This window comes from Acinetobacter sp. UBA1496 (assembly GCF_002324975.1).
Classification (GTDB): Bacteria; Pseudomonadota; Gammaproteobacteria; order Pseudomonadales; family Moraxellaceae; genus Acinetobacter; species Acinetobacter variabilis.
Map to the genome: position 1 here is coordinate 17010 of NZ_DCRI01000032.1, position 13444 is coordinate 30453.

Annotated in this window: 10 protein-coding genes; all 10 read left to right on the forward strand. The window is 45.3% G+C overall.

The features are described from left to right. The first annotated feature begins 72 nt into the window (after positions 1 to 72). A complete protein-coding gene (locus B3143_RS03650) occupies positions 73 to 1422 on the forward strand; it encodes an MFS transporter (RefSeq protein ID WP_286739544.1) in 1350 nt (449 codons plus the stop codon). Positions 1423 to 1457: 35 nt separating this feature from the next. Next, entirely contained in the window at positions 1458 to 4004 is a 2547-nt protein-coding gene (nirB, locus tag B3143_RS03655; RefSeq protein WP_286739546.1) for a nitrite reductase large subunit NirB, read from the forward strand. A gap of 24 nt (positions 4005 to 4028) precedes the next feature. Further along, a complete protein-coding gene (gene nirD / locus B3143_RS03660; protein WP_286739547.1) occupies positions 4029 to 5639 on the forward strand; it encodes a nitrite reductase small subunit NirD in 1611 nt (536 codons plus the stop codon). A gap of 185 nt (positions 5640 to 5824) precedes the next feature. Further along, on the forward strand, positions 5825 to 8605 hold the full coding sequence (locus tag B3143_RS03665; RefSeq protein ID WP_286739548.1) for a nitrate reductase: 2781 nt from the start codon (positions 5825 to 5827) through the stop codon (positions 8603 to 8605). Next, positions 8602 to 9240, forward strand: coding sequence for a molybdenum cofactor guanylyltransferase (mobA, locus tag B3143_RS03670; RefSeq protein WP_286739549.1), 639 nt, complete (start codon positions 8602 to 8604; stop codon positions 9238 to 9240). Before B3143_RS03665 ends, mobA begins: the two co-directional genes overlap by 4 nt. Before the next feature lie 135 nt (positions 9241 to 9375). Next, positions 9376 to 10428: a GTP 3',8-cyclase MoaA gene (gene moaA, locus B3143_RS03675; RefSeq protein WP_034170380.1), complete on the forward strand. Its 1053-nt coding sequence runs from the start codon at positions 9376 to 9378 to the stop codon at positions 10426 to 10428. A gap of 1 nt (position 10429) precedes the next feature. Next, complete coding sequence (locus B3143_RS03680; protein ID WP_034170381.1) at positions 10430 to 10681, forward strand: MoaD/ThiS family protein; 252 nt, start codon at positions 10430 to 10432, stop codon at positions 10679 to 10681. 1 nt (position 10682) lies between these two features. Further along, the gene (locus B3143_RS03685) at positions 10683 to 11231 is read left to right on the forward strand and encodes a molybdenum cofactor biosynthesis protein MoaE (protein WP_286739550.1); all 549 of its coding nucleotides are present in this window, start codon (positions 10683 to 10685) and stop codon (positions 11229 to 11231) included. Positions 11232 to 11280: 49 nt separating this feature from the next. Next, positions 11281 to 12204, forward strand: a complete 924-nt coding sequence (gene moaCB / locus B3143_RS03690; RefSeq protein WP_034170383.1) for a bifunctional molybdenum cofactor biosynthesis protein MoaC/MoaB — start codon at positions 11281 to 11283, stop codon at positions 12202 to 12204. Then, a complete protein-coding gene (locus B3143_RS03695) occupies positions 12204 to 13433 on the forward strand; it encodes a molybdopterin molybdotransferase MoeA (protein ID WP_034170384.1) in 1230 nt (409 codons plus the stop codon). The genes moaCB and B3143_RS03695 overlap by 1 nt, the downstream gene beginning before the upstream one ends. Positions 13434 to 13444: the final 11 nt, after the last annotated feature.

Below are 13444 nucleotides of genomic sequence, written 5' to 3' on the forward strand. Positions count from 1 at the left end.
CTGATCGCATCTGGTGTGCAGCGATTCGCATAGCAGATAAGCCTATACGTTCAGTTCTGGAAGGAGATGGTGATGTCTTCAAATTTATATGAAAAGAAAGCAACAAAAATAAGTCTTTTGAATTTCAGCAGCGCAGCAATGAGAGCCTTCCATATGAGTTGGCTCGCGTTTTTTGTCTGCTTCTTTGCCTGGTTCGCCTGTGCACCGCTGATGCCTGTGATCGCGGGTGAATTCAGCTTAACCAAAGATCAAATCGCCAATATCAATATTGCAGCAGTCGCGATCACCATTCTGGTTCGACTGATTGTCGGTCCGCTATGTGACAAATATGGTCCACGGAAAACCTATACCGCCTTACTCGTACTCGGCAGTATCCCGGTCTTTGGTGTGGCCTCTGCGAATAGCTATGAATCCTTTCTGTTTTTCCGCTTACTGATTGGCGCCATTGGTGCCAGTTTCGTCATTACCCAATATCACACCAGCATCATGTTTGCGCCGAATGTCGTGGGTACTGCAAATGCTGCATCAGCAGGTTGGGGAAATGCCGGTGGCGGTGCGACTCAAGCCTTGATGCCATTACTTCTGGCTGCGCTGGTGCTGTTCGGTGTTGAACAGGCGATGGGCTGGAGAATTGCCTTAATTGTTCCAGGCCTGATGATGCTGATCGTCGGTGCATTGTACTGGAAATTTACCCAAGACTGTCCACAAGGCAACTTTAAAGAACTGCGTGCAGCAGGAATTCAGGTTGGTAGCGAGAAAAAAGGTGGCATGGCAATTCTGATGCATGCGGCCCGTAACTACCGTGTCTGGATTTTATTTGGCGCTTATGCGGCCTGTTTCGGTATCGAAATCTTCATTCATAACATTGTTGCAATGTACTACGTAGAAAACTTCGAGTTTGGCCTGAAAGAAGCGGGTATGGCTGCGGGGATCTTTGGTTTGCTGGCGTTATTTGCACGCGCCCTGGGTGGCATCGTATCTGACAGAGTCGCACTAAGCAAAGGACTGGATGGCCGTACCAAAGTATTGTTCCTGATGATCCTGCTGGAAGGTGTGTTCTTGGTAGTGTTCTCACAAATGAACAGTGCAATGCTGGCAATCCTGACCATGACGGTATTTGCCCTGTTTACCCACATGGCCTGCGGTGCGACCTATGCGCTAGTGCCATTTATTGACCGTGATGCACTGGGTGGTGTGGCGGGCATTATCGGTGCAGGTGGTAACGTAGGCGCAGTTGCAGCGGGCTTCTTATTAAAAGGCATGCTGGATATTCAGACCACATTAATGGTGCTGGGTGGGCTGGTAGTGATTGCTGCGAGCTGTGTATTGATGATCCGTTTCTCGGTTGAGCATAAGGAAAAAGAACAGCGTCTGTTTGAACAGGCGATCCAGGATCGCAACCTTGCTGAAGCGCAAAATTAAGACCAGATATTTTAAAATTAGTAGGAAGTAAACATATGAAAATTATCATGATTGGTCATGGCATGGTGGGCCACAAATTTATCGAATCTGTACTTGAACAGGCGGGCGATGAGGTTGAAATCACTATTCTGGCTGAAGAACCACGTTTGGCATATGACCGTGTTCATTTAACTGAATATTTCAGTGGAAAATCAGCAAAAGACTTGACCCTTTGCCGTAGCGACTTTGCGGATGCATATGGGATCGACCTGCGCTTGGGCACTAAAGCAGTTTCAATCAATCAGCACACTCGTACTGTGACTACCCAGCATGGTGAAGAGTTAACTTATGACAAGCTGATTCTGGCAACGGGTTCCTATGCTTTTGTTCCGCCAATCCCGGGGAATGACCGTGGAAATTGTTTTGTTTACCGTACGATTGAAGACTTGGATGCCATTCGTGCAGCGAGTTTAAATGCAAAAACTGGTGTGGTAATCGGTGGTGGTCTGTTGGGTCTGGAAGCAGCTAAAGCCCTGCGTGATCTAAATCTGGAAACACATGTGGTTGAATTTGCACCACGTCTGATGGCAGTCCAGATTGATGATCTTGGTGGAAAAGTTTTACGCTCAAAAATTGAAAATCTGGGTGTTAAAGTTCATACCCAAAAAGCAACCTCATCTATTGAAGACGGTGCCAATGCTAAACATGTGATGAAGTTTAGTGATGGTGCGGAACTGGAAACCGATATTATCCTGTTCTCTGCAGGGATTCGTCCACGTGATGAATTGGCACGTCAAAGCGGGCTGGCCATTGGTGAACGTGGCGGAATCATGATCAATGATTATTGTCAGACTTCTCATCCAGATATTTACGCGATTGGTGAATGTGCACTCTGGAATAACAAGATTTTTGGTCTGGTGGCTCCAGGCTATGACATGGCACGTATCGCTGCGAAGCATGTGCTGCAAGAAGAATGTGCAGCATTTGCTGGCGCAGATATGAGCACCAAGCTGAAACTGATGGGTGTAGATGTTGCTTCGGTGGGTGATGCACATGCCATGACACCAGGTTCACTGAGCTATTTCTACGCCGATGAAGCGGCTCAAGTCTATAAGAAAATCGTGGTCAATGCCGAAAAGACCAAACTGTTGGGTGCAGTACTGGTCGGTTGTGCCAAAGAATATAACGACCTGCTGCAAATGGTGCTGAATGGGCTGGCTGTACCTGAGAATCCTGAAAGCCTGATTATGCCGGGCCTCGATCAGGCAACTGCTAAAGCAGGTGGTAGTGGTGTGGATCTACTTCCAGACAGTGCAACCATCTGTTCATGTAATAACGTGTCTAAAGCAGATATCTGCTCTGCGATTGCTGATGGTTCAACTTCACTCGGCGCTCTGAAAAAATGCACCAAAGCAGCAACCGCCTGTGGTGGCTGTGCGCCACTCGTCACTCAAGTATTGAAGTCCGAGTTGCAACGCCAAGGCGTAACGGTGAATAACCATTTGTGTGAACATTTTGCTTACTCACGTCAAGAGCTGTATCACCTGGTTCGAGTTAATGAAATCAAAACGTTTGATGACCTGATTCACCAACATGGACATGGGCTGGGCTGTGACATCTGTAAACCGACAGTAGCGAACATTCTCGCATCTTGCTGGAATGACTTTGTACTGAAGCCAAGTCACGCCGGTTTACAAGACAGTAATGACTATTATCTGGGCAATATCCAGAAAGACGGTTCGTACTCAGTTGTGCCACGTATGGCAGGCGGTGAAGTGACACCAGAAGGCCTGATTGCAATTGGTCAAATTGCTAAAGAATACGGTCTGTATACAAAACTGACTGGGGGCCAGCGTGTCGATATGTTTGGTGCACAAGTGCATCAATTGCCAGAAATCTGGAAAAAACTGATCAATGCCGGTTTTGAGTCTGGTCATGCCTACGGTAAATCACTACGTACAGTGAAATCTTGTGTCGGTAGCACTTGGTGCCGTTATGGTGTAGATGATTCTGTTGGTTTGGCAATCTTCCTGGAAAATCGTTACAAAGGTCTGCGTTCTCCACACAAACTAAAAATGGCCGTGTCTGGTTGTACCCGTGAATGTGCCGAAGCACAAAGCAAAGACGTCGGTGTGATTGCCACTGAAAAAGGCTGGAACCTGTATGTCTGCGGTAACGGTGGTATGAAACCGCGTCATGCTGAACTGCTGGCATCAGATCTGGATACACAAACTTTAGTCCGCTATATCGACCGTTTCTTCATGTTCTATATCCAGACGGCTGATCGTCTGCAACGTACTTCGGTATGGCGTGACAACCTCGAAGGCGGCCTGGATTACCTGAAAGATGTCGTTGTGAATGACTCATTGGGTCTGGCAACAGAACTCGAGCGTCGTATGGAGCATGTAGTGGGCACTTATCAGGATGAATGGCGTACTGCAGTTGAAGATCCAGAAGTCCGTAAACGTTTCAAAACCTTTATTAATGCCAAGGCTGAACAGCAAAACGATCCGCACGTTCAATTTACTGAAGTGCGTGGTCAGATCCGTCCAAAAACTGAAGCTGAACGCAACGCCAGCCGTATTCCGGTAGTTGAAGCCTGATTCAAAGAATAAAGGAGCAAGAATATGACAATGTTTAAAGATATGAATGAACTGAATTGGGTGGAAGTGTGTGCACTGGATGACATCACGCCTAATACTGGCGTTGCAGCCTTGGTGAAAGATCAGCAAATTGCGATATTCCGTGTGGGTTCAGAAAAGCGTGTTTATGCACTCAGTAACCAGGATCCATTTAGTAAAGCATTTGTGATGTCGCGCGGCATCATTGGTGATCTGCAAGGCGAGCGTGTTGTCGCTTCACCAATTTACAAGCAGCATTTCAGTCTGGCGACTGGGCGCTGTCTGGAAGATAAAGATCAAAAACTGCTGGTATTTCCAAACAAAATTGAAAATGGCAAGGTATTCATTAGCCCAGTGCCACAAAAAACCTATATTACCAATAACGGTGTTTCACCGGAAAAAATGAAACTGGTACTGGTTGGTAATGGTCTGGCAGGCATGCGTTGTCTGGAAGACCTGCTGGATATGGCACCAGACCGTTATGAAATTACTGTGATTGGTGAAGAGCCGTGGGGTAACTACAACCGCATCATGCTGTCGCCAGTGCTTTCTGGCGAGAAAACCATTGATGACATCATGCTGCATCCGCATGCATGGTATGCCGACAAAGGTATTCGTCTGATTGCCGGTGATCCGGCGGTTCGTATCGACCGTCCGCGTAAGCAGGTTTATACCGAAAAAGGCGAAGTGATCAGTTATGACCGTTTGATTCTGGCGACGGGTTCCAAGCCATTCGTTCCGCCAATTCCAGGTAGCGACTTAAAAGGCGTACTCAGCTTCCGCGACATTTATGATGTCAACAATATGCTGGACTACTGCAAAACCAAGAAAAATGCGGTCGTCATCGGCGGTGGCTTACTGGGCCTAGAAGCTGCTTATGGCCTGAAACAGCAAGGCATGAATGTCACAGTATTGCATCTGATGGATCGCATTATGGATCGTCAGCTGGACAGCAAAGCCAGCCAGATGCTGAAAACAGCGATTGAGCAGAAAGGTATCAATATTCTGACTGAAGCGAATACCGAATGTCTGATTGGTGAAGACGGTCATGTGACCCAAGTGAAACTCAAAGATGGCACCCTGCTGGCTGCCGATCTGGTGGTGTTTGCTGTGGGTATTCGTCCAAATATCGCATTGGCGCAAAGTGCCGGTCTGCGTTGTAACCGCGGTGTGCTGGTGAATGACACTATGCAGACTTTTGACCCAAGTATTTATGCAGTGGGTGAATGTATCGAGCACCGTGGTCAAACCTTTGGTCTGGTTGAACCACTTTGGGGCCAGGCGTTCATTTGTGCATCACATCTGGCCGAGCATGGAAGCCTGACGTTTAAAGCGCCAACCGTTCCGACTCAGCTGAAAGTGAGTGGTTGTGACGTGTTCTCGGCAGGTGACTTCGAACCAAAAGATGATTTTGAAGATATCGTGTTGAATGACGAAAAACGTCAGATCTATAAACGCATTATTATTCAAAAAGATAGAGTAATTGGTGCCGTGCTGTTTGGTGATACTGAGGATGGTGCTTGGTATGCTGAGCTAATTGCAGATCAAACCCCAATTGCAACGATTCGAAATAAACTGCTGTTTGGTCGGGATTTTGCATTAAAGAAAGCAGGGTAATCCATCACATAAATCTTCCCTAACCCCTCTTTAAAAAGAGGGGAACCTCCCTCCTTTAACAAAGGAGGGTTGGGGAGGATTAAAGCTTTTGACACCAAGAAAAAATTTAAATCAAACCTGTAAAAGCTAGACATTTTAGATTTGGCGAGATAAGTGAATTTAGATAATTTAGGAGCACAGCAGCAATGAATAGTATCCCAGTGGTGGAACTGCATAGCTCCACAGAATTAAAAACGATGACGACTCAAACCACGTGCCCATATTGCGGCGTGGGTTGTGGTGTGACTGCACATGTAACGCCGACCACATCAGGCCCGAAAGTGACTGTTGAAGGTGATGCCAATCATCCTTCCAATTTCGGCAAGTTATGCATCAAAGGTAGTAATCTGGCAGATACTTTGGGACTGGAAACCCGTTTACTGCAGCCAATGCTGGGTCGGAAAGATCTGCGTGAAGTTACCAGTTGGGATACTGCAGTTTCGTCCATTACCAATAAATTCCAGCAATGCATCGATCAATATGGCCGAGACAGTATTGCGTTTTATGTCTCAGGTCAGTTGCTGACCGAAGATTATTACGTGGTGAACAAATTCGTCAAAGGCTATCTCGGTACTGCAAACATCGATACCAATTCACGCCTGTGTATGTCTTCAGCTGTTGCTGCACATAAACGAGCTTTTGGTGAAGATCTGGTTCCAGCCAGCTACGAAGATTTTGAACATACTGACATGGTGGTACTGGTCGGTTCCAATACCGCTTGGTGCCATCCAGTGCTGTATCAGCGCATTATGAAAGCCAAGGAACAACGTGACCTGTTTGTAGTTGTGGTTGATCCACGCTTTACCAGTACCTGCGAAGCAGCAGATTTGCATCTGCCAATTCTGCCGGGTCAGGATGTGGTGCTGTTTAATGGCTTATTACAGTACTTGCATCAGCATGGTTACGTCGATAATGCATTTGTTGCCCCACATACCCAGGGGCTGGAACAGGCTTTAACGAGTAGTTCTACTGAAGCTTCGATTGAGGATGTGGCTGCACGTACCGGTATTTCAGCTGCTAAGCTGAGTCAATTCTTTGAAAAATTTGCCCAGACAGACAAAGTAATAACGTTGTTCTCCATGGGCGTAAACCAGTCATCACGTGGCGTCGATAAAGCCAACAGTATTATTAACTGTCATTTGCTCACCGGTAAAATCGGCAAACTCGGTGCAGCGCCATTTTCCATGACCGGTCAGCCAAATGCGATGGGCGGGCGTGAAGTCGGTGGTCTAGCCAATATGCTGGCTGCACATCTGGATTTAGAAAATCCGGGACATCAGCAGCTGGTACAAAGCTTCTGGCAAAGCCCAACCATTGCGACGCAGGTTGGTCTCAAAGCAGTCGATTTATTTCAGGCCGTTGAAAGCGGTAAGATTAAAGCCATCTGGATTATGGCCACCAATCCGGTCGTCAGCTTGCCAGATGCAGATCAGGTCAAACGCGCCCTGGACAAATGTGAATTCGTGGTAGTGTCTGATATCTGTCGGGATACGGATACCACACAATATGCTGATATCTTGTTACCTGCTTTAGGTTGGGGGGAAAAAGATGGCACCGTGACCAATTCAGAACGTCGTATTTCCAGACAGCGTGCTTTTTTAGATGCACCGATGCAAGCCAAAGCTGACTGGTGGGCGATCAGTCAAGTGGCTCAGAAGATGGGTTTCACAGGTTTTGATTTTAATAATAGCCATGACATTTTTTTGGAGCATGCCCAATTATCTGCTGAGCAAAACTCTGATTTAAGTCAGCGTTCTGAAACGCCATATTTCCGCTATTTTAATTTAAAAGGCCTAACCGATTTAAGCCTAGCTGAATATGATGAACTGAAACCGGTACAATGGCCAGTATGGAGAAAAGATCAGGCAGAAGATTCAGTAGCTCGACTCTATAGCGAAGGCCAGTATAGCCATGCAGATGGCAAAGCCAAATTCATTGCAATTTCAGCGGTCAATCCGGTTCATCAAACCTCTAGTGAATATCCTTTAATTTTAAATACTGGCCGGATTCGTGACCAATGGCATACCATGAGCCGTACCGGTTTATCGGCGAATTTGAGTACGCACCGTGCCGAACCTTACTGTGAAATTCACCCGAATGATGCACTAAAATACGGGATTCAGGATGGTGAATTGGTTGAGGTGAAATCGCAGTGGGGCAATTGTGTCTTGCGTGCGACTATTAGTGACAATATCCGCCGTGGACAGGTCTTTGCCCCGATTCACTGGAATGATCAGGTCGCATCCGATGCCCGGATTGGCAAGGTGGTGAATCCGGTAGTGGATGCTATTTCGGGTGAGCCAGAATTCAAACATACTCCGGTTATCATCTATCCATTTTATAGCCAGTGGCAAGGCGTATTTTATGTGCGTCAAGGCTTTGAAAAAATCGTACAGCCGTCGATTGAAGCCACCGTGTGGTGGACTAAAATCACTACCAGCAAGGCAATACGTTATGAACTGGCAGACCGGAAGAAATTTAGCTACACCACTGAGCATTTAAAAGAATTATTGCCATTTCAGGACGAAAGTTTTGAATGGCTGAATCTTGAAGATCAGACCGCCCACATCAGTCATAGCGTGATACTTCAGGATGGTCATGTGATTGCCAGTCTATATATTGCACCGAAGGCCTTATTGCCGGACCGCGACTGGGTGGCAAGTCTGTTTAAACGTGAACGTTTAAGTGCTATGCACCGTAAAGCCCTACTTGCCGGACAGCCGATGTCGATGGCAAATAATGAAGGTCCACTGGTGTGTAGCTGTTTTAAAGTCGGTAAAAACCGCATCATTGAAACCATTAAAACTAAAAATATTACGGATGAAAAACAGGTGACCGCATGTTTAAAAGCCGGAGGGAATTGTGGTTCGTGTTTACCTGAAATCCGTGGCCTGATTAAAACATGTCAATTGGAGACGGTAGAATGAAAAAAGGAGCCGAGAGAGAAAATAATAAAACAGCCTATCCACGTACTGATCTGGTAATTCTGGCGGGTGGACAGGCAAGACGCATGAATGGCATCAATAAACTGTTGCAGAAATTCGATGACCAGATTCAGCTGATCAAGATTCACCAACAGCTGAAATCGAATGTTGCACAGGTCTGGATTAATAGCCATCGCGACTATTCCATTTACCAGAAACTTATTCCCAGTGTTCATTATTATCAAGATGATGAGCCGGGCTTTCATGGGCCGTTAATGGGTATGAAAAGTGCCTGGTCGCATGTGCAGTCGGATTATGTGCTATTTGTCCCTTGTGACCTAACTTATATTCCTTCCAAAGTATTGATTAAGTTACACCAGGCTCTAGCCAAAAACAGCCTGGCTGAAGTGGCCTATGTGGAAATTAACGGCAAGCCACTTTATCCATTTTGTCTGGTCAAACGCAGCAGTCTGGCAAGCCTGAAATTACATCTTGAACAGGAACAGCGCAGCCTTAAACACTGTTTTGCTGATTTGCACGCACAAGTAGCACGTTTTAAAAATCGTGCGCTATTTTTTCACAGTATTAACTCGCTGGATGAACTGCAACAGTATCAACAGCTCAAATTTCTGCACTAAAAACTGAATATTTTGTTTTTGGCACAAAGTTGGAACACTTATTGCAAATCTAATTATTACAAGATTGGGCGATTTGAGTTTCGCGCACTGTATATGTGCAACAACCCACCCAATGCCTGAAGATGGATGTTCAACATGAATATGATGACACAGCTTAAAAATGATGCCTTGTTTGTCGATCAATTCGGTCGTGGCAAGCGCAAGCTAAGGATTTCAGTGACCGATCGCTGCAATTTTAAATGTGTTTATTGTATGCCTGAACATCCAGAATGGATGAAAAAACACGATCTGCTCAGTTTTGAAGAGCTGTATCAGTTTTGCGATTTTATGGTGCGTCATGGTATCCAGTATATCCGCATTACCGGTGGTGAGCCTTTAATGCGTCAGGGCGTAGTGCATTTTGTTGAACAACTGCAAGCGTTGAAAAAGCTGGGATTACAACGTATTTCCATGACCACCAATGCGCATTACTTAAAACAATATGCACAAGCCTTAAAGCAGGCAGGACTGGATGACCTGAATATCAGCCTGGACAGTCTGGATGCTGATCAGTTTAAGCAGCTAACTCAAAAAGATTTGGCACCTGTGCTGGAAGGAATTCAGGCAGCACAAGCCGCTGGATTACCGATTAAGATCAATACCGTATTGATGCAGGGTATCAATGATAATCAGATCCTGCCATTAGCGCGCTGGTCAGTTCAGCAAAATATTGTCCTGCGCTTTATCGAATTTATGCCACTTGATGGTGATCACAATTGGTCTACTGAGCATGTAGTCAGTGAACAATACATTTTAGAAACTTTGGCGACTGAATTTAAGCTCACTCAAAAAACTAATAATTCTTCCCAATCAGCTTCGGAACCCGCACGCCAGTATTTAATTGATGGCCATCCGATTGGAATTATCTCAACTATTACCAACTCATTTTGTGGCAGCTGCGACCGCTTGCGATTGACTGCACAAGGTGAATTTTATAACTGCCTGTTTGCACCTCAAGGCTTGAATCTTAAAAATGAAATCAAATCATTAAATTCATCTACCGCTCTAAGTGAGTTGAATTTGTATGGCGCTTTATCCAGATATATCTGGAACAAAGAACAGGGCTTTCATGCTATAGAGCAGCGCTTGAAAAATCAAAGTATGAATCAAAACAGCCGCAAAATTAGTATGCACATGATAGGAGGTTAAGATGTCACAGATCAGAATCAGAATTGAAGCCTTCGGTGCGGTAGAACGACAGTTACCGCAAGATCTCGAAATTATTTGTAAATCTCAAAGTACCGTATCTGAGGTTTTGAATCAGGTGGGACAAGATTATCCAGATGCATTTGGCATGATTGAACGCTGTGCCTGTGCCATCGGTGAAGACATCATTTCACGTCAGACACCTCTTCATGCTGACAGTACTTTGGTGCTGTTATCACCTGTAGCAGGAGGCTGAAATGAGCGAATTCAAGCAATTTTCTAGGATTCAGGATACTGCTTTAAATCTAGAAAGTCTTGATCCGATCCAGTCTTTTCCTGAATGTGGTGGAGTCGGCGTATTTATCGGAACGGTACGCAATCACCATGAAGGTAAAGCGGTCAAGGCACTGAAATATACGGCCTATGCACCTGTTGCAGAAAAAATGATTCGCCAGATTGAACAGGAAATCCAGGCCAAATACGGCGTGTCCTATGTGCGGGTGATTCATCGAATTGGGGCATTAGATATTGGTGAAAAAGCCATTATCGCGATTGCTTATGCTGCACATCGACGTGAGGCTTTTGCCGCTTGTGAGGAAGCAGTGGAGCGGGTTAAACATGAAGTACCAGTCTGGAAAGAAGAGTTTTATATGGATGGCAGCAGTCAATATGTTGAGGGATGTTGTATCCGTAAAGATGTAGAAACTGCTCACATGCATCATCATCCAAAACATTCAGATGAGACGTATCAACATTGCCATCATGCCAAAGAGAATACGCCATTCATCTATCAATGGCCAATATAAGTCAGAACATACACACGTTTAAAGAAGAAATGAACTATAGGATCATGCAATGAAAAATGTCGGGATGAAAGCAGAAAGTTATCGGACTGCAGTAGCTACAGGGATTCTGCATGCACCGCCACATTGCATTGAATTATTACGGAATGGCAATACGGAAAAGGGTGATGCACTAAAGACAGCTCGCATCGCCGGGATTTTGGGGGCTAAACGAACCGATGAACTGATTCCACTTTGTCATCCCTTACCAATTTATCGTGCAGATGTGGAGTATGAGCTGTGTGATGCGCATGTCGAAATTATTGCCACAGTAGAGACTATTGGTCCAACTGGTGTGGAAATGGAAGCTTTGACTGCCGTTAGTCTGGCTGGATTGACCCTTTACGATATGCTCAAACCACATTGTGAACCGGAAGATCTATGTCTGGATCAATGTAAATTACAAAAGAAAAAAGGCGGTAAATCGCATTTTACCCGTGTCTTAAAAGAAGCCTTGCCAGCATCCATCATTGTGCTTTCAGATACAGTCGCTGCCGGTAAAAAACCGGATACAGCAGGGCAAAATGTCCTAGAAATATTACAAGAAGCCAATTTTGAAAATATTGCCTATCAGGTAATTCCAGACGACCCTGAACAGTTATTGGCACTAGTTGAACAGCAAAAAAATGACTATCCATTGATCCTGACTGTGGGTGGAACAGGCCTAGGTCCTAAAGATCTAACGGTTGAAACTTTACAGCCTTTACTGAAACGGGAAATTCCTGGACTCATGGAAGCTTCACGCAGTTTCGGGCAGAAACGCACGCCTTATGCGGCTTTAAGTCGCGGCGTTGCTGGCTATATTGATAACAGTTTGGTAATGACTTTACCGGGCAGCCGACAAGGGGCAAAAGAATCTTTAATTGCTGTACTACCAGCGTTGGTACATTTATTTGATGTGCAAAAAAATATTCCACATCAAGGCGGTTATCAATAATGTCTGGATGCGGAGCAGAACATGGTCTGATTACAGTAGATCAGGCTTTAGAATTAATTTTGCAGCATACTCAAGTGTTAGCAACTGAACGATTGAAGTTGAATCAGGCCTTAAATCGTTATCTGGCAGAAGATATTTATTCTGAGATTAATCTACCGTTATTTTCGCAAAGTGCCGTAGATGGTTATGCACTGTGTACCCAATCTGCAATTGAACCAGAACGAGAATTCCACTTGATTGGTGAAATTCGGGCGGGACAACAGGGTGAACTGCAACTTCAGGATAGTCAGACCGTCAGGATTTTTACCGGCGCTAAACTTCCCCTCGGGACTACTACGGTCGCACGTCAGGAAATCGTTCAAGCGATCGATTTATCCAGAATCAAAATTACGGAACAGCTTAAAGTTCATGCCGATATTCGCGATGTGGGCGAAGAAATTTCAGTCGGGCAATTATTAGCCAATAAAGGTCAGCAACTGTCAGTCGGTGCAATTGCCTCTCTAAGCATGGCGGGGATCAATAATGTTGAGGTTCTTCAATATCCTAAAGTGGCTGTAGTTATTACAGGTGATGAAGTTGCTGAAAGTATAGAAGACTTTGTAGCGGGTAAAATCTTTGATGCCAACGGTCCCTTAATTGAAGCTTGGTTTCAGCAAGTCGGGCAGCAGGTTGAAATTTTTCATGTTGCAGATACTGAGGCGGCAGTACGGAATCTCATTCAAGAATTATCAGCAAGCCATGACCTGATTTTAACCACGGGTGGGGTATCTGTCGGAGATTATGATTTCATTCGGCCTGTAGCACTAAATTTAGGTTTCGAACAGATATTCTGGAAAGTAAAACAGAAGCCGGGCAAGCCGATGTTCTTTGCCCAGTTACAGCGCGATGATAGTTCACATTGTTATCTGCTGGGCTTACCGGGAAATCCCGCAGCAGTGTATGTGGGCATGCAGATATACACCGCAACTTTATTAAATGCCTTTCAAGGACACAAATCTCAGCCGAACTGGTTTAATGCTGTACTCACCCATGATCTAAAAATGGATGCCAGAGAGCGCTTTTTAAGAATGTCCGCCAGTTTTGAGCAGTCGGTTTTACGAGTTAAAAGTCTGCCCAAACAGCAATCACATATGCTGAGCAATCTCATGCAGGCCAATTGTCTGGTTCGCATTCCTGCGGGAGCAGTTTTATCTGAAGGACAGATTGTGCGCGGTTTATTTATTCATTAAGGAACAGAACA

Bases quoted from the DNA above. Each gene is read 5' to 3' on its own strand.
- B3143_RS03680 (WP_034170381.1), top strand. From the start codon at position 10,430: ATGTCACAGATCAGAATCAGAATTGAAGCCTTCGGTGCGGTAGAACGA.
- mobA (WP_286739549.1), top strand. From the start codon at position 8,602: ATGAAAAAAGGAGCCGAGAGAGAAAATAATAAAACAGCCTATCCACGT.
- moaA (WP_034170380.1), top strand. From the start codon at position 9,376: ATGAATATGATGACACAGCTTAAAAATGATGCCTTGTTTGTCGATCAA.
- B3143_RS03695 (WP_034170384.1), top strand. From the start codon at position 12,204: ATGTCTGGATGCGGAGCAGAACATGGTCTGATTACAGTAGATCAGGCT.
- B3143_RS03685 (WP_286739550.1), top strand. From the start codon at position 10,683: ATGAGCGAATTCAAGCAATTTTCTAGGATTCAGGATACTGCTTTAAAT.
- B3143_RS03665 (WP_286739548.1), top strand. From the start codon at position 5,825: ATGAATAGTATCCCAGTGGTGGAACTGCATAGCTCCACAGAATTAAAA.
- nirD (WP_286739547.1), top strand. From the start codon at position 4,029: ATGACAATGTTTAAAGATATGAATGAACTGAATTGGGTGGAAGTGTGT.
- nirB (WP_286739546.1), top strand. From the start codon at position 1,458: ATGAAAATTATCATGATTGGTCATGGCATGGTGGGCCACAAATTTATC.
- moaCB (WP_034170383.1), top strand. From the start codon at position 11,281: ATGAAAAATGTCGGGATGAAAGCAGAAAGTTATCGGACTGCAGTAGCT.
- B3143_RS03650 (WP_286739544.1), top strand. From the start codon at position 73: ATGTCTTCAAATTTATATGAAAAGAAAGCAACAAAAATAAGTCTTTTG.